Origin of the sequence: Nostoc sp. CmiVER01 (assembly GCF_034531135.2) — a bacterium.
In the GTDB taxonomy this organism is placed as follows: domain Bacteria; phylum Cyanobacteriota; class Cyanobacteriia; order Cyanobacteriales; family Nostocaceae; genus Nostoc.
Map to the genome: position 1 here is coordinate 1 of NZ_JAVRBU020000009.1, position 19223 is coordinate 19223.

The 19223-nt window shown below is 40.1% G+C and carries 9 protein-coding genes and 1 pseudogene; 9 read left to right on the forward strand and 1 reads right to left on the reverse strand.

All coding sequences use genetic code 11. The annotated features are described in order from the left end of the window. The 8 genes and pseudogenes from RMZ43_RS16345 to RMZ43_RS16380 all read left to right on the forward strand — a co-directional run. On the forward strand, window positions 1–2207 hold a 2207-nt coding region (locus RMZ43_RS16345; protein WP_428850741.1), incomplete at its 5' end, for a non-ribosomal peptide synthetase. A gap of 88 nt (window positions 2208–2295) precedes the next feature. Then, window positions 2296–3939, forward strand: a complete 1644-nt coding sequence (panP, locus tag RMZ43_RS16350; protein ID WP_322655278.1) for a pyridoxal-dependent aspartate 1-decarboxylase PanP — start codon at window positions 2296–2298, stop codon at window positions 3937–3939. Window positions 3940–4060: 121 nt separating this feature from the next. Further along, window positions 4061–6826: pseudogene (locus RMZ43_RS16355) on the forward strand (type I polyketide synthase); the annotation flags it as partial. Window positions 6827–6964: 138 nt separating this feature from the next. Further along, window positions 6965–7246: a phosphopantetheine-binding protein gene (locus RMZ43_RS16360; RefSeq protein WP_428850749.1), complete on the forward strand. Its 282-nt coding sequence runs from the start codon at window positions 6965–6967 to the stop codon at window positions 7244–7246. A 285-nt stretch (window positions 7247–7531) separates the two neighbouring features. Next, the gene (locus RMZ43_RS16365) at window positions 7532–11620 is read left to right on the forward strand and encodes a non-ribosomal peptide synthetase (protein ID WP_322655279.1); all 4089 of its coding nucleotides are present in this window, start codon (window positions 7532–7534) and stop codon (window positions 11618–11620) included. A gap of 28 nt (window positions 11621–11648) precedes the next feature. Beyond that, entirely contained in the window at window positions 11649–13025 is a 1377-nt protein-coding gene (locus RMZ43_RS16370; protein WP_322655280.1) for a cytochrome P450, read from the forward strand. A gap of 67 nt (window positions 13026–13092) precedes the next feature. Continuing rightward, window positions 13093–14463, forward strand: coding sequence for a cytochrome P450 (locus tag RMZ43_RS16375; RefSeq protein ID WP_322655281.1), 1371 nt, complete (start codon window positions 13093–13095; stop codon window positions 14461–14463). After that, window positions 14460–16244 carry an ABC transporter ATP-binding protein gene (locus RMZ43_RS16380; protein WP_322655282.1) on the forward strand — a complete coding sequence of 595 codons (1785 nt, stop codon included), beginning with the start codon at window positions 14460–14462 and terminating at the stop codon, window positions 16242–16244. The genes RMZ43_RS16375 and RMZ43_RS16380 overlap by 4 nt, the downstream gene beginning before the upstream one ends. A gap of 297 nt (window positions 16245–16541) precedes the next feature. Here RMZ43_RS16380 and RMZ43_RS16385 read toward each other — a convergent pair whose 3' ends face one another. Beyond that, window positions 16542–17504, reverse strand: a complete 963-nt coding sequence (locus RMZ43_RS16385; protein ID WP_322655283.1) for a TauD/TfdA dioxygenase family protein — start codon at window positions 17502–17504, stop codon at window positions 16542–16544. 319 nt (window positions 17505–17823) lie between these two features. Here RMZ43_RS16385 and RMZ43_RS16390 point away from each other — a divergent pair, with 319 nt between their 5' ends. Further along, complete coding sequence (locus RMZ43_RS16390) at window positions 17824–19095, forward strand: MFS transporter (RefSeq protein ID WP_322655284.1); 1272 nt, start codon at window positions 17824–17826, stop codon at window positions 19093–19095. Window positions 19096–19223 lie beyond the last annotated feature (128 nt).

A 19223-nucleotide genomic window follows, 5' to 3' on the forward strand; every position in this document is an offset into this window, starting at 1 on the left:
AGTTTGATTTGACTTTGTTTGTAGAAGAGGTAAATTCAGGACTAAAAGCGACTTTTGAGTACAATACCGACTTGTTTGAAGCTGATACTATTGAACGGATGGCAGGGCATTTGCAAACACTGTTGTCTGGAATAGTTGCTAATCCCCAGCAGCGACTTTGGGAGTTACCACTGCTTACTGAGGCTGAAAAGGTGCAGTTTGCACGCTGGAATCAAACCCAAACTGAGTATCCACAACAGTGTATTCATCAACTATTTGAAGCGCAAGTAGAGCGTACACCCGATGCTGTAGCTGTAGTGTTTGCAGACCAAAATTTGACCTACGCACAACTGAATCAGCGTGCCAATCAACTGGCGCATTATTTGCAAAAGCTGGATGTGAAGCCAGAAATGCCTATAGGCATCTGTGTAGAACCTTCCCTTGAGATGATAGTGGGGCTTTTAGGAATTCTCAAGGCTGGTGCAGCATATTTGCCGCTTGACCCTGCTTATCCACAACAGCGATTAGCTTTCATGTTATCTGATGCAGCTGTTCCAGTGATATTAACTCGGCAACAGTTAATTAAAAGACTTCCCGAACATAAAGCACAGTTAGTTTGCCTAGATACAGACTGGGACACCATTGCCCAAGAAAGCCTAGAGAATCCCTTTAGTCATATAACAGCCGACAATCTTGCTTACGTCATCTACACCTCTGGTTCTACTGGCAAACCTAAAGGAGTTCTCGGACTTCATCGAGGTGCTGTCAATCGTTTTTACTGGATGTGGCAGACTTACCCATTTACAGAGGGAGAAGTTTGTTGTCAGAAAACATCCTTAAATTTTGTAGACTCAGTTTGGGAAATTTTTGGGACTTTACTGCAAGGAGTAAAAACGGTAATTGTACCCGATGATGTTGTCAAAAATCTACAACAGTTTGTGGAAACACTGGCCAACAATCACGTTACGAGGTTGGTACTTGTTCCTTCATTGCTGCGCGTACTATTAGAGATTGACAGCGACTTGCAAAAGCGACTACCCCAATTGAAGTTTTGGGTAACTAGTGGAGAAGCTCTATCTTTAGAACTTTCGCAGAAGTTTCGGCAGACTATGCCTAATAGCATCCTCTTAAATCTTTATGGTTCTTCAGAAGTATCTGCTGACGTTACTTGCTATGAGATGGGTACTGAAGATGAGACTTTGCGTGTTGCGATCGGTCGTCCTATTAACAACACACAAGTTTATGTAATGGATAGTAACCTACAGCTTGTTCCTGTTGGCGTACCTGGAGAGCTGTATGTTAGCGGTGCAGGATTGGCAAGAGGCTATCTCAATCAACCAGATTTGACAGCACAGAGGTTTATCTCAAGTCCGTGTGAGAAGGTAGGGAAAGCAAAGGAGCAGAGGAGCAGGGGAGCAGAGGGAGAAAACTATACTCAGCACCCCTTACTCAGCACTATTTCAATTCTGGAGGATAAACCAAAGCGTTTGTACAAAACAGGAGACTTAGTACGTTATCGAGCTGATGGTAACTTAGAATTCTTGGGGCGAGTTGATTATCAAGTTAAGCTACGTGGCTTCCGCATTGAACTAGGAGAGATTGAAGCGGTGTTAAGACAACACCAAGGAGTGCAGGAAACTGTAGTCGTGGCTAAAACAGATGAACACAGTCAACAGCAGTTAGTAGCTTATGTTGTTTCTCAAGCCGAGCAAATCATCACTATTACCGAGTTGCATCGCCTGCTAAAAGAGAAGCTTCCCGAATACATGGTACCAACAGCTTTCGTAATGTTAGAAGCTTTACCATTACTGCCTAATGGCAAGGTTAACTACCAAGAACTTCCGATGCTGGAGGGCGCACGTCCCGAACTAGACCAAAAATTACAGCTTCCTCAAACCGACATAGAACAAGCCATTACTGATATTTGGCGTGAGGTGCTTCATATTCAAGAAATAGGTCTACATGATAATTTCTTTGAACTTGGTGGTCATTCACTAATATTGATTCAAGTTCATCACAAGTTACAACAAAAATTTCAACACGACTTTTCTTTAGTTGAAATGTTTCGATATCCAACTATTAGTCACTTAACAAAGGTTTTCAATCAAGGGGAAAGCGCACAAATATCTTTAGGACAAAATGTTCGCCAATTTGAAACCAGAACAGCATCAATACAGCGTCGTAAAGAAGTTAGACAAAGGTACAGAACAGCTAAACCAAAAGGGTAGAATTTTTATATTAAAAATTCTATTTAATGAGTAAAAACGAATTTTTGAGAGCCACAGAGAAAGCAAAAATATTTTGGATAAAAATCACATGACATTAAGCCAACAAGAAATTTCCAAGCTAAATTATTTTGTTGATAGCGAGCAAATATTGCATTACGGGATTGAGAAAGAAATAATGCAATTGTTTAATCCATCTAGCCAATCGACATCTGTAGAAAAAAATATAGATGAGTTGGTTGATAATTTATGTAATTCTTTTTTAAGCGCAAATAATGCTAATACTGATATTGATTTAAATTTTTTAAAAAATCAGTTCTTTGACAGTGAAATACCTGAAAATCCTGCTGATTTTGAAAAGTATATTGAATATTTAAGCGATAATGTTATTGACCATTCAATACACACATCTTCGCCAAGGTTTATTGGTCACATGACCTCGGCACTCCCTAATTTTGTGATACCCATTGCCAAACTGATGACGGCAATGAATCAAAACGCCGTTAAAATTGAGACTGCTAAAGCTCTCAGCTTTTATGAACGTCAGGCTTTGGCGATGATGCACCGTCAAATTTACAATTTTTCTGATCGCTTTTACGAGCAACATATTCAAAATAGTCAAAGTACGTTGGGAATATTGGTATCTGGTGGTACTACAGCAAATATTGCTGCACTTTGGTGCGCTCGCAATGCGGCTTTGGGAGCTAAGGATGGTTTTTCTGGTGTAGAAAAGGAAGGCTTAACAGCAGCACTCAATTTTTACGGTTACAAAGGAGCCGTAATTATTGGCTCGGAATTGATGCACTATTCTTTTGATAAAGCCGCAGACTTATTAGGTATGGGTCTTCGGAGTTTAATTAAAGTTCCCACTGACAGTAACAATCGAGTCAATTTGCGATCTCTACGCCAGGCTGTGACAGAATGTCAAGAACAAAACTTGTGTATTATTGCGATCGCTGGTATTGCTGGCACTACAGATTCTGGTGGGGTAGATTCGCTCTTAGATATTGCAGAAATAGCACATGAAGCTAATGTTCATTTTCATGTAGATGCTGCTTGGGGCGGGCCGTTAGTTTTTTCCAGACAACATCGCTACAAGCTTGCAGGTATCGAACTGGCTGATTCAGTCACCATTGACGGACACAAACAACTTTATCTGCCAATGGGTATTGGTATGGTTTTCATGCGCGAACCGTACACCGCACAGGCGATTGAAAAGCAAGCTAGCTATACCATGCGTAAGGGATCATTCGATTTGGGCAAACGTGCTTTGGAAGGTTCTCGACCAGGTATGGCTTTATTCTTACACGCAGGACTGAATCTCATCGGGACTCAGGGATATGAATTTTTGATTGACGAGGGAATTAGAAAAACTCAGTATCTTGCTAATCGTATTTCTGCAATGCCTGAGTTTGAATTGCTCGCAGAGCCTGATACTAACTTAGTTATATATCGCTATATTCCTGAGCAATTTCGAGAAATTGTTGCTCAAAAAAATTTGACAGAAATTGATAATTTACTCATTAGTGAATTTAACCAAACTCTGCAAAAATTACAGCGTCAAGCTGGTCGTACTTTTATTTCGCGAACAACAAAAACGACTAACTGCACGGGTAAAGAAATTCCGATTATTGCTTTGCGTGCAGTCCTCGCTAACCCGTTAACAACTGAAAATGATATTGATGCAGTTTTGAACGACCAAATACAGATTGCATCGGAAATTTCTATATCTTGAACTGGGGATTGGGGACTGGTGAATTAATTATTTCTCACCCTGCTCCCCTGCCTCCTCTGCTTCTTCTGCCTTCTACTAAACACCAGGAATAAATTTAACAGATTTGATAAGGTATAGATTGATGGATATTTTGCATGATTTAAATAGCTCCTCTGGACAGGATGAAATAGCTATTGTTGGTATGGCCTGCCGTTTTCCTGGTGCGAAAGATGTTGATAGCTTTTGGCAAAATTTGCAAAATGGTGTAGAGTCAATTTCTTTTTTTAGTGATGAAGAATTGAACACAGCAGGAATAAACCCTACTGTATTAAATGACCCCAACTATGTTAAAGCTGGCGGTGTAATGAAAGATATAGAATTATTTGATGCTGCTTTTTTTGGTTTTACTCCTCAAGAGGCAGAAATTACAGATCCCCAACATCGCCTTTTTATGGAATGTGTTTGGGAAGCTTTAGAAAATGCTGGGTATAATTCCGAAACTTATCCCGGTCAAATTGGTCTTTTTGCTGGTACCGCTCTCAGTTCTTACTTACTAACAAATATATTTTCTAATTTCTATGCCCATTGGGATTTATTGAAACCAGCAGAAACATTCAAAATTTTTATTGGCAATGATAAAGACCACTTACCAACTCAAATTTCTTACAAATTAAACTTGAGGGGCCCAAGCGTTAATGTTCAAACAACCTGTTCTACATCCTTAGTGGCTGTTCATTTTGCTTGTCAAAGTTTGCTCAATGGCGAAAGTGATATTGCTTTAGCAGGTGGTGTTTCAATTACAGTGCCACAAATAACTGGTTATTACTATGAACAAGGGGGAATTGTTTCACCAGATGGACACTGTCGAGCCTTTGATACCAACGCTGGGGGGACTGTTTTTGGTAATGGTTTGGGTGTGGTAGTACTGAAGCGACTAGAGGATGCTATTAGCGATCGCGATTATATTCATGCAGTTATTAAAGGTTCGGCAATTAACAATGATGGCTCTTTAAAAGTTGGTTACACAGCTCCAAGTGTGGATGGACAAACAGCAGTAATTTCGGAAGCAATGGCTTTAGCTGGAGTCGCTCCCGAAACTATTTCTTATGTCGAAACTCATGGTACTGGCACTTCCTTGGGAGATCCAATTGAAATTGCCGCTCTGACACAAGCTTTTGCTTGCAGCACTGATAAAAAGAATTTCTGTGCAATTGGTTCTGTAAAAACTAATGTTGGACACCTAAATACAGCAGCAGGTGTAACTGGCTTAATCAAAACTGTTCAAGCTCTAAAATACAAGCAAATACCCCCCAGCTTAAACTTTGCTCGTCCCAATCCCCAGATAGATTTTGCCAACAGTCCGTTTTATGTTAATACCACACTATCAGAATGGAAAACTAACGGTGTCCCTCGCCGTGCTGGAGTTAGTTCCTTTGGTATAGGAGGAACTAACGCTCATGTGATTTTAGAAGAAGCACCTGTAACAGAGCAGGGGTACAGAGAGAAGTCCGAGCGGAGGCTTCCTCCGTTGGCGAAGCCCGCCGAAGGCATCGGAACTTCGGAGGGTGCAGGAGTGCAGGGGAGAGCATATCAGTTGTTGTGTTTATCGGCTAAAACTGAGAATGCTCTTGAGCAGGTGACAGCTAATCTTGTTAACCATTTAAAAGAGCATCCCGAACTTAACTTGGCTGATGTTGCTTATACACTCAACATCGGGCGGCAGACTTTTGAACATCGCCGGATGGTGGTTTGCCATGATTTTGATGATGCATTAAAGGCTTTGATTACCCTAGATCCGCAACGAGTTTTTAACTATTACCAAAAACCTAGCAACCGTCCAGTCATCTTGATGTTTTCTGGACAAGGCGTGCAATATGTAAATATGGCGCGGGAACTCTACGAGGTTGAGCCAATCTTTCGTCAACAAGTGGATATATGTGCGGATATTCTCAAACCTCACTTGGGGCTTGATTTACGTCAGCTAATTTATCCCAGCAAACAACAAATAGCAACAGCCCCAGCGCAACTGCAACAAACAGCACTCGCTCAACCTGCACTATTCGTGATTGAATATGCGATCGCCAAGTTATGGATGCAATGGGGAGTGCGCCCCACTGCTATGATTGGTCATAGCATCGGTGAATATGTAGCCGCAACTTTAGCAGGCGTTTTCTCTTTGGAAGATGCTTTAGCTATAGTCACAGCCAGGGGTGCAATGATGCAGTTATTACCTGCTGGAAGTATGCTTGCTGTACCACTACCAGAAAAAGATGTACAACAATTTTTGGGTAAGGAACTCTCTGTTGCTGCCATTAACAGTCCATCTACTTGCGTAGTGTCGGGAAGAACAGAGGCTATAGAAGCACTACAAACCTACTTAGGCTCTAAAGATATAGATTGTCGCCTTTTGCATACATCTCATGCCTTTCATTCTCAGATGATGGAACCTGTTTTAGCATCGTTTCAAGAGCAAGTCAAAAAAGTTCGCTTAAAATCGCCTCAAATTCCTTTTATCTCCAACCTTACTGGCACTTGGATTAGAAATGATCAAGCCACAAATTCAAATTATTGGAGCCAGCATCTACGCTCTTGTGTGAGATTTTCTGCTGGGATATCTGAGTTATTGAAACAGTCAGAAGGAATTTTTTTAGAAATTGGCCCAGGACGAACATTAAGCACATTAACTAAACAACATTTAGCACCGGATACAAATAAATTGGTACTCACATCCTTACGTCATCCTCAAGAACAACAATCAGATATTGCTTTTTTATTAAATACATTAGGTCGCCTTTGGCTGGCAGGTATAGAAATAGATTGGTCGCAATTATATCAGCAAGAACAGTGTTATCGCATTCCTTTGCCTACTTACCCTTTTGAACGTCAGCGTTATTGGATTGAAGCCAAATTGCCATCTTTATTAACAGATGAAAGAAATCAAACTTTTGATTCTATAGCGCATCCGCAAGATACAGAAGTAAAAGACTTATACTCACAATATTCCCGACCCAAACTCGGTAATTCTTACGTTGCGCCAACTAACGAATTGGAACAAAGAATTGCCCAGATTTGGCAAGAAGTTTTGGGAATTGAGCAAGTCGGTATTTATGATAATTTCTTTGATTTAGGAGGAGATTCTTTAATTGCTACTCAATTAGCTTCTCGTCTACAAGTGAATTTTCCTATGGAATTACCACTACGTGAACTTTTACTGCAAGCTTTGACTGTCGCCAAGCAAGCAGAAATGATTGAGGCATTTATGATTGAAAAAATTGCTGAATTATCTGAAGAAGAAGCTGAAGCTTTTTTGAATACTATTCAGGGTTGATTGTTTCTTTACTTTTTTAAACGCATACCGCTAATACCAATTCGCAATTGATAAATCCTGACTTGACAAGGGTTTCTGGGTTTGGATCTGTATCAGAATTTTAGTGAATGGGTATAACGCAAAACCCGCAGGATAGGTGCGCGGAGATTGGCGCAAAGGTACGCAGAGTTTTTATAAAGTTAACTGGGCAAATTTTTATTGGGGATTGAAGTTTATAAACGAAATAAAAGCCTGTTTGACATCTGACTCCTAACTCATGTTTTAATTATCAGTACATCTTTAATTATGGACAAGCAATATTCTAATTTATCAACTACTAAAAAGGCTCTTTTAGAAAAATTAAAAGGAGGAAAATTTAAAGCTGAGACTATTCCTCAACGTCAAAGCTCTGAACCTGTACTTTTGTCTTTTTCTCAGCAGAGACTGTGGTTTATTGACCAACTTTATTACGGTAGTTCTTTTTACAATATTTCTAGTGCTTTACATTTAAAAGGTTTTTTAAATGTCACAGCACTTCAGCAAAGTCTTAACGAAATTATTCACCGTCACGAAGCTTGGCGAACAAACTTTATTACGGTAGATGAACAACCATTACAAGTAATATCATCCCAAGTCAATGGCAATTTAAATATTATAAATATTGAACATTTATTTGGGACAAATTGGGAAGTAGAAGTTACAAAAATAGCAAATACAGAGGCTAAAAAGCCCTTTGATTTAGCTAAAGATTTGTTAGTAAGAGCTACTTTGCTACGCTTGAGCGAAGAAGAACACGTTTTGCTTTTGACTATACATCACATTGTCACAGATGGATGGTCTATGGGTGTATTTGCACAAGAACTGGCAAAGTTGTACGCTGCTTTTTGTGCAGGTAAACCTTCCCCTCTACCCGAACTTCCCATCCAGTATGGAGACTTTGCTATTTGGCAGCGCGATCGCCTGCAAGGTAAACTACTCGAAACCCAACTTAATTACTGGAAGCAACAATTAGGAGGTAAGCTACCAGTACTACAGTTGCCTACGGATCGTCCACGTCCTGCTGTTGCTACTTTTAAAGGTGCAAAACAATATTTTACGTTTTCCAAACAATTGACTCAAGCACTCAATAAGTTCAGCCAGCAAGAAGGATGCACCTTATTTATGACTCTGCTGGCAGCTTTTAATACATTACTTTACCGTTACACAGACCAAGAAGATATTTTAGTAGGTTCTTCAATTGCAAACCGCAATCGAGCTGAATTAGAAGGGTTAATTGGTTTATTCGTTAATAATTTGGTACTGCGTAACAATCTAGGTGGTAATCCCAGCTTTCGAGAATTTTTAAGTCGAGTCCGAGAAGTAACTCTTAATGCTTATGCACATCAAGATTTGCCCTTCGAGAAGTTAGTAGAAGCATTACAACCCGAACGCGACTTAAGCCGTAATCCTTTGTTTCAGGTGATGTTTATTCTACAAAATGCACCCACGCCTGTTAAAGAGGTTTCTGGTTTAAACTTGCGTGCTTTGGAAATTGATGGTGGTACATCTGAGTTTGATATTTCTGTGTCTATTTCTGAATTTGAACAAGAATTAACTGGATTTTGGGAATACAATACAGATTTATTTGATTCTTTAACAATCAAAAGATTGATTGATAATTTCCATACTTTATTAGAAAGCATTGTTAGTAACCCTAATCAAAATATTTCTGAATTGCAGCTACTAACTGCTCAAGAGCAAAAACAATTATTAGGAGAGTGGAATAATACCCGCGCAGATTATCCTGGTGATGTATCTTTGCACCAATTATTTGAACAGCAAGCCAAGCGATCGCCCAATATTTTGGCACTAATTGACCAGTCAGAACAGCTAACTTATCAACAACTCAATCAAAAAGTAAATCAGCTTACTCATTATTTAATCAATTTAGGAATTACCAGTGAAACTATTGTTGGTATTTGTCTAGAACGCTCGATTGATATGGTAGTGGCAATTCTAGCTATTTTCAAAGCTGGTGGTGCTTATCTACCCCTTGATCCTAATTACCCGGTTGAGCGTCTTCAGTTTATGCTTGCTGATTCCCAAGTTTCATTAGTAATTAGTAATACATCATTAATTAATCGCTTAGACAAAATAACAGCGATCGCTCTTGATACAGAGTGGGATACTATCCAGAAAGAAAGTCCAGAAAATCCCGTCAGCAAATCTTCAGAAAACGATATTGCTTATGTAATTTACACCTCTGGTTCCACCGGAACGCCTAAAGGTGTTCTCGGTACACATAGAGGTACAGTTAATGGCTTACATTGGTTGTGGAAAACCTATCCTTTTACAACCGATGAAATTTGTTGTCAGAAAACAGCTATTAGTTTTGTAGATTCGGTATGGGAAATTTTTGCCCCCTTATTGCGGGGGATTCCTACCGTTATTATCCCTGATGCGATCGCTAAAGACCCCCAACTTTTCTTAGAAAATCTCACTCGTCACAAAGTTTCGCGCTTGGTGCTTGTTCCCTCACTGCTGCGAATACTCTTAGATTCTTACAGCCATCTCACTCAAAATTTGTCCCATCTCCGACTTTGGATTTGTAGTGGAGAAGCTCTTAGTGTTGATTTAGCGCAAAATTTTCAAAAGTTACTCCCAAATGCAAAACTAATTAACCTTTATGGTTCCTCTGAAGTCTCTGCTAACGTAACTTTTTACGATACAAGTTTGTTAACTGAAAAGTCTACAAATGTTCCTATTGGTTATCCCATAGACAATACACAAGTTTACGTCTTAAACCGTTATTTGCATATTGTTCCCATCGGGGTAGTTGGAGAATTATGTATTGGTGGATATGGATTAGCAAAGGGTTATTTACATCGTAAAGAACTAACTGACGAACGATTTATTGATAACCCTTTTGTTCCAGGGAATAAGCTTTACAAAACTGGTGACTTAGTGCGCTTTCTCAACAATGGTCAGTTGGAATATTTAGGTCGCTATGATGACCAAATCAAAATTCGTGGTTTTCGGGTAGAGTTGGGAGAAATTACTTCAACAATTACGCAACATACATCTGTGCAAGATGCTGTTGTTATATCTCGTCAAGATGCTCAAGACGAGCAATATTTGGTTGCTTATATAGTCACTAAACAAGAAGATTTAATTCCACAAATAATACAATACTTGCAGCAGAAATTGCCGAGTTTTATGATTCCTGCTGCTTTCGTGGTAGTAGATACAATACCACTAACACCAAATGGAAAAGTAGACAAAAACTCACTGCTAAATGATGATGTAATTCGTTTCCATTCTACTAAATCCTTCATTGCTCCTCGAAATTTTACAGAATTAGCATTAGAAAAAATCTGGTCAAATCTTCTCAATATTAGTCCTATAGGAGTAACCGATAACTTTTTTGATTTAGGTGGACATTCTTTTTTAGCCGTGCGCTTAATGGCTAAAATTTATGAGCGTTTTGGTCACAATCTACCTCTATCTACTCTTTTTGAAAATACAACAATTGAAAAACTAGCAAAGATTGTTAGCCAGCCAGTTAGTTTGGGTTCTGGTTCTCCTTTGGTAGCAATTCAGCCTTCTGGTTCTTTGCGTCCTTTCTTCTGCATTCATGCAGCCGGAGGGGATGTTAATAATTATCCCATTGTGGTAAAAAAGCTAGGGAAAGAACAACCATTTTATGCTTTAGAACAGACTCCCGAACAACTCGATTTTGCAGTTATTTCAGTAGAAGCCACAGCCACTAACTACCTCAAAGAAATTCGTACTGTACAGCCAAAAGGCCCTTACCTTTTGGGGGGTTGGTGTTATGGCGGTGTCATTGCCTTTGAAATAGCACAACAATTACAAAGGCAAGGTGAAACTGTTGATTTGCTTGTGGTAATTGACGCTATATTGCCAGAAACAGTTATTCAACCGACAAAAGATGATGATGCTAAATTCTTACTTCGTCTAGCTGAGTCTGTAAAAAGCTGGTTTAATGTTGATTTTTCTGTTTCTTACGAAGAATTGAGAAATTTGCCAGTAGATGAGCAATTTCATCTGTTATTTAAAAAAATAAACCTCGAATTGAGTAATACGGAGATGGAACAATATATAAGTGGTTTTAAACTATTTAAAGCTCACATTCAAGCTATGCGAAACTATGTTCCACAAGTTTATCCTCATGAGATTACTTTATTTATAGCTAGCGAAATCATTAATCACGATTTTGACAGTTCAGAATTCTATACTGATGACCCCCTGTTAGGTTGGGGCAAATGTTCTAGTCAACCCATCAAAACAGTTGAAGTGCCAGGTAATCATTTCTCTATGTTCACTGAACCCTATGTCCAAGAGCTAGCAAATCAATTAAAAAATTGTCTTGCTCATGCTCAAAAAGTTTTGATGTAAATGTATATTAATTAGGTTAATTACAATAATGAAAATACCTGAAATCAAAAAAATTCCTCTCTGGTCTGACTATAAAATTACAAAAGATCCTCTGAACTATCTCGATAAGATAGCTCAAGACTATGGGGATATTTTCACTATCCTTTTCGGTTCTACACCTATAGTCTTCGTTGGCAATCCACAGGGAATTAAGCAGATTTTTAGCAATACAAAAGATATTACAGCTCCTGGTGAATTGAACCAAGATATGGCTTTGATTACAGGGAAGCAGGGATTACTTCAACTTGATGGAGTGCGCCACAAAAATCGACGTAAGCTAATCATGCCAGCTTTTCACGGTGCTAGGATACAAGCATACGGACAGCAGATTTGCGAGATGACTCAGAGAGTCATGAATCAGCTGACCATTGGTAAACCTTTCTTAGCCTACCCTACCATCGAAGCTGTTACATTGCAGATAAGCATAGAAATTGTGTTGGGTTTACGTGAGGGAGAGCGTTACGAACGACTCAAGCAATTACTTCCTGCCCTATTTGAACATATGCGATCGCCAATGATGCAAATGGGCTTTGCTCTTCCGTTTTTGTTACAAGACTTAGGCTCTTGGAGTCCGTGGGGATACCTTCTCCAGCTAAAAGAAGAAATTTACCAACTACTCTACGCCGAAGTTAAAGAACGCCGCGAACGAGCAGACTCTTCTCGCACTGATATTCTATCCGAACTCATATTTGCCCGTGACGAAACGGGTGAACTTATAGGGGATGAAGAAGTGCGCGACTTGTTGCTTTCGCCACTGTTAGCCGCTCAGGATGCTTCAGCTGTGGCGATCGCTTGGTTGTTGTACTGGACTCATAGTTTACCAGAAGTTTGCGAACAATTGCTGAGAGAACTTAAGAGTCTTGGTGAGTCCCCCAACCCAACTAACATAGTTCAACTCCCCTATCTCAACGCTGTTTGTAATGAAGCTTTGCGAATTTATCCAACTCAATTATTCGCATTTCCCCGCAGAGTAGAATCACCAACTGAGGTAATGGGTTATGAGTTGAGTCCAGGGACAATACTCATGGGCTGTATTTATCTACTCCACCAAAATCAAGATTTATACCCACAACCACAGCAATTTAAACCAGAGCGTTTTTTAGAGCGGCAATATTCTCCTTATGAATTTATGCCCTTTGGTGGTGGCACTCGCAGCTGTATCGGGGCGGCATTAGCTGTATTTGAAATGAAGTTAATATTAGCAACTATTTTTTCACACTATCAATTAGCACTAGTCAACAGACGACCAGAGCAAGCAAATTTTGATGGTCTAATGTGTTACCCAGCCAGTGGTCTCAAGATGGTGATGCGTCAAATAAATCAACACCAAAGTCAACCACAACATTTTGTTTCTGGCTCTGTTTAGGAAAATCATCCAGCAGCTCGAAAATCAAAAGTTGCTTGGCATCACTAAATTATTGCTTATAAATATCATGAAACTACCTCAAACCTCGAATATTCCCGGTTGGTTGCTGAGAATGCAATTTGCCGCCGATCCCCTTGGTTGTATGGATAATTTTTACAAACGTTATGGTGAAATTTTCGCGATCGTGTCGGATTCTACGCCGATAGTGTATGTTAGCAATCCGCAGGGAATGAAGCAGATTTTTACCAATACAACGGAGATTATAGCCTCTGGAGAATTGAACCAAGATGTGGCTCCATTGGTGGGAAACAACGGATTACTTCTATTAGATGGTTTACGCCACAGACATCGGCGCAAGCTACTGATGCCTGCTTTTCACGGTAATCGGATACGAACCTACGGAGAGCGCATTTGTGAGTTAACAGAAAAAGTTATGGAGCAGTTGCCAGTTGGCAAATCTTTCTTAGCTTACCCAACTATGCAAAAGATTACTCTAGAGGTAATCTTAGATACTTTGTTTGGCTTACGTGAGGGAGAGCGTTACGAAAAACTCAGACAAGTACTTTCTACTTTAATGAAGTATGCCAGGTCTAGTTTTGTTGGTCTATCTTTATCTTTTCCATTTTTACAACGAGATTTGGGTAGATGGAGTCCGTGGGGTTACTTTCTTTACCTATGGCAACAATTTGACGAGTTGCTTTATGCTGAAATTAGCGATCGCCGCCAACAACCAAATTCGTCTGGTATCGATGTCCTCTCCGAGTTAATATTTGCCCGTAATGAAACAGGCGAGTTAATGACAAATGAAGAAATACGGGATTTGTTTCCTTCATTACTGTTTGGTGGTCGAGATGCTTCAGCTACTGCAATTACTTGGTCATTGTATTGGATTCATCGTCTCCCAGTCATCCGTGAGCGATTGCTAGAAGAAATCGCCAGCCTTGGTAACTCAAAAGATCCCATGAAAATTTTTGAACTCCCTTACCTCAATGCTGTTTGCAATGAAGTCTTGCGGATTTATCCGACTCAAGTAGTAACTTTTCCCAGAATCATAGAATCACCGATAGAAATTATGGGCTATAAGTTAAATCCAGGAACAATTATCATCGGCTGTATTTATTTGACACATCAAAATCAAGATTTATATCCGCAACCACAGGAATTTTTGCCAGAACGTTTTTTGGAACGACAGTACTCTCCCTACGAATTTTTACCCTTTGGCGGTGGCGCTCGTCGTTGTCCTGGCGAAGCTTTAGCTCTATTTGAAATGAAACTAGTACTGGCAACTATCCTTTCACGGTATCAGTTAGCACTTAGCAATAATAAACCAGAGCGACCTCAAGCGCAAGGTGCAAATTTTCCTCCCGCTAGCGGTTTGAAGATGATGAGACTAGAGACTATTCAACATCAAGAGCACTTAAGCATCTTAAGCAAATGACAGCAAAATTTTCATCGAATAAACATTCTCCTCTTCAACGGTTACTTAACTACGGAAAAAAATCTCAAAGACAAATTTATCAAGCTTTCACTTACTCTGTAATTAATACAATCTTAGATTTAGCACCGCCTTGGTTAATTGGTGTTGCTGTAGATATATTAGTTCAACAACAAAATTCTTTTATTGCTAAATTCGGCATTAAAGCAGTAGTATGGCAATTTGCTCTACTTTCACTATTAACTGTTATTGTTTGGATATTTGAATCCCTTTCTCAATATGCTTATGATAGACTTTGGCGTAACGTAGCCCAAGATATTCAACATAGTTTACGTTTAAATGCTTACAATCACTTACAACAATTAGAGTCAGCTTATTTTGAAGACAGTAGTACAGGCAGCTTGATGTCTATTCTCAGTGATGATATCAACCAACTGGAGGATTTTTTAAATGGGGGAGCCAATGAAATCATCCAGGTGACAACTTCGTTGATAATTTTAGTTGTTGGTGCTTTTTTTATTTTACCTACTAACATTATTATAGCAGCAATGTTACCTATACCCTTTATTCTTTGGGGTTCCTTAATATATCAAAAACGTCTTGAACCTCGTTATGCTGATGTCAGAGAAAAAATTAGTTTTCTTAATTCACGTTTAGCAAATAATATTAGTGGCATCACTACAATTAAAAGTTTCACTTCAGAAAAGTATGAAAGTGTAAGATTAGCACAAGAAAGTGAGGCTTATAGAGCAAGTAATGCTAAAGCAATTAAACTTTCATCTGCTTTCATTCCTTTAATTAGAATGTTAGTTTTAGTAGGATTTACGGCTTTATTATTTTTAGGAGGTATGGCAGCATATTCAGGAAAAATATCTATAGGCAATTACAGTGTTTTACTAGTTCTTGTACAAAGGTTATTGTGGCCGTTGGTATTTTTAGGAGAAACTTTTGATAGATATCAACGAGCAATGGCATCAACTAAGCGTGTGATGGATTTGTTAGATACGCCTATTCAAATTACCACAGGTGATGTGCCTTTAGTTGTAGAGAATGTGCAGGGTGAAGTTGATTTTAAAAATGTTACTTTTGCTTATCGTAATAGTGAACCAATCATTAAAGACTTATCTTTACATATTCCTGCGGGAAAAACGATTGCAATTGTTGGCTCGACAGGTTCTGGTAAAAGTACTTTAGTAAAATTATTATTGCGCTTTTATGATGTTTCTAGCGGCTCAATTACAATTGATGGAATTGACATTCAAAAGTTGAATTTATATGATTTACGTCGCAGTATAGGCTTAGTTAGTCAAGATGTGTTTTTATTTCACGGTACGGTAGCAGAAAATATTGCCTACGGTACTTTTGATGCTCCTGATACAGCTATTATTAACGCGGCGAAAATTGCTGAAGCACATGATTTTATTATGCGGCTGCCCCAAGGTTATGAAACAATAGTTGGGGAACGCGGACAAAAGTTATCTGGGGGACAACGCCAACGTATCGCCATAGCTAGAGCGGTTTTAAAAAATCCGCCAATTCTGATTTTGGATGAGGCGACATCTGCGGTAGATAATGAAACCGAAGCAGCTATTCAACGTTCTTTAGAAAAGATTACAGTGAATCGGACAACGATCGCGATCGCTCACCGACTTTCGACAATTCGCCATAGTCATTGCATATATGTAATGGAACATGGTCAAATTTTAGAGCAGGGTACACACAAAGAATTAATCGCGCTTGATAGAATTTATGCCAGCTTGTGGCGTGTACAGTCTGGGATTTAGCCCTCTCCTAATAAACAAGGCAGGAGGCAGAAGGCAGAAGTGAAGAGGATTTGACTTGTTTCTTCCATCCATAACGGAAGCGATCGCGTCCGTAAACAGCTTGTGTCACTTTAGGCAGAAGAAAAATAGAATTCAGGGTGATCCAGAAAGAGAAAAATTGGGGAAGTGAGCCTATAAACATACGATCAACTGGTCATGCAAAAGTTACCCTTGTAGAGCAACAAGGGGTTAATGTCTGCGTTCATAAGTACTGAGTACTTTTTAATTTACTCAGCACTCACGACTTATAACTCAGCTTTACGAAAGGACTGGTTGTGCTTCCTTAGACTCAGCTTTCTGCTTGAAGACGCTTGGTACTTCCGCGTTGAACACCTCACCTTGAACCACTTGTGAACGGGAACCATCAACCCCTACTGGAACATCGCCTGTGATGGTGGTGCGGTAGAGGAGACGTTCGACATCCAAATGATCCAAATCTTGAGGAGCCAAATGCACGGTGGCGCGGTTGTCCCAGAAGGCGATATCACCGTTGTTCCAACGGAAACGGGTGGTATAAGCAGGTTTGGTGACTTGGTTAAAGAACAACTCTAGCAACAGTCTGCTCTCTTCTGGTGACACATCAACAATGCGGGAGACGAAGCCAGGATTGACGAATAAGGCACGCTCACCAGTCTCAGGATGAACTCTGACGACTGGGTGAATAGAAACTAGGGGATTGACAGCAATGCGCTCGTCGAATTTGTTGTTGCGGGGTTGATAACCGCCTCCATTGAAGCGATGTTCCGCTTTTAATGTATCAGCTAGCGATCGCAGGGGTGCTGAGAGTCCCTCATAAGCTGCCACAAGATTACTCCACTGGGTGTCACCACCGAAACTAGGGACATTAACTGCGCGTAAAATTGACGCTGCTGGTGGGTTAATCGCCGCCGTTACATCTGTGTGCCAAGGGCCGCCAGTGCGAAAACCATACTGCTGCTCATAAAGCTTACGGTCTACGGGTTTGATCTGGGGAAATCCCGGTACTGGTTCAGGCTCTCCAAGTGGATGCGCGAAAGTTACTTCACCGAAACGAGATGTGAACTCAACCTGAGCAGCGTGATCGATGTTCTGACCACGAAAGAACACAACTTTCCATTTCAATAACGCTTTACGGATTTCTTGAACTTGCTCGTCAGAAAGAGGACGGGAAAGGTCTACGCCGCCGATTTCAGCACCGATGAAACCAGCTACCTGTTTAACTTCTATATGTTTGTAGCCCATTAGGATTCTCCAGAGTTTGATCTATCGGGAGGTGTTCACACTCGCCTATTTCCTTGAGAATTGCCGCTACCCAATATCTGCTAGCAACATTCCCATGCTGGGAGCATAACTGAAATTATCATACACTATTCCGATAGATTTATCGTAGTATATTGTTGCTAAATAGTAATTTCCTACGTTTTTACAGACCAATCCTCTTCTATAGTGATTCGATGTCAATGCGCAAAAGCCTTAGCTCAGACAGATAGCAGTCAAATACGCGATTATCTGATATTCTTAGTTAATCTAATTATTAGTAAATCATGATAAAATTTTCCTCATGAAAATTTGGCATAGACAACTAGGGGAAAGCATCAGTAATATCACTTACCACTATTTACCCGCCTTGCGCTGGCGTAACTTTCGCCTATTTTTCGGGGGACAGTTACTATCAATGTCTGGAACATTTATGACCCAGCAGTTAACTATTCCTTGGCTGGTATACGATTTGACTCAATCGCCTTGGTTGTTGGGAGTTGCGGGGTTTGTACAATTTTTACCTACCTTATTACTGATTCCCTTTTCGGGCATATTGTCCGATCGCTGGAGTCGTCGTGACTTGTTAATGGTGGTGCAGATATTAGGAATTAGCGTTTCCCTGGCTTTAACGATTCTCACCTTTACCAATTGGATTACCTTTCCTATCCTCTTGGTACTGAGTGCTTTCAATGGTTTGCTCAAGGGATTAGATATGCCCGTGCGCCATACAATCGTCACCGAAACCGTAGACGATCGCGCCGATTGGAGTAATGCGATCGCCTTGAATTCAGTAATGTTAAGTTCCTCTCTTGTCGTGGGGCCTGCTATGGGCGGGATTTTGATTGCTACACTAGGGGTAAAATATTGTTTTCTTTACGATACCCTCAGCTATATTCCTGCCATATTTACCTTGCTAGCGATGCGGCTGCCAGCCAGACAGATGCAACCCCTTACGGGCATTAGCGATACTTTGGAGAAATTGCGGGAGGGCTTTGAATATGTCTCGAAATTCCAGCCGATTAGAGTAATTTTATTAATGCTAGCGTTACATGGTTTCGTCGGGATGTCTCATGTTGCGCTGATGCCTGTTTTTGCAGCAAAGATTCTCAATGGAAACGCAACTACAATGGCTCACCTCAGCACTTCAGCACCGATTGGCTCGTTGTTTGCTTGTTTGTATCTAAGTGTCAGACGAGGGATTGTAGGCTTAGAGCGTTTGATTGTAGTCGCTCAAGTTTTGATTGGAATGAGTTTGATATTCTTTTCACTCTCGCGTCAAGTTTGGCTATCTATAATCATTCTGGTATTTGTAGGCTGCTTTTCTATCCTCAACATTACCAGTAGTAATATGATTATTCAAACCCTAGTTACCGAGGATAAGCGCGGACGGGTAATGAGTTTTTACGCCCTAGCAATGGTGGGTACAATGCCCTTTGGGAATTTGTTAGCGGGGACTTTGGCAGATAATTTTGGTGCGACTAATGCCTTGATTGTCTGTGGTAGTCTGATTATTTTAGGTGCGCTCTGGTTCTCTGCACAATTGCCAGCAGTAAGCCGTTGGATTGCTCGGTAAACAAGTCGCTTCTCTTTGTACAACAAAGCAGATATTTGGAAAACAAGCATCTTCTACTACACCTTAAAAGTGTAGTGGAAGACGATCAATTACATCAACTTGGCACAAGAAAGTTGCACTTATAGCTT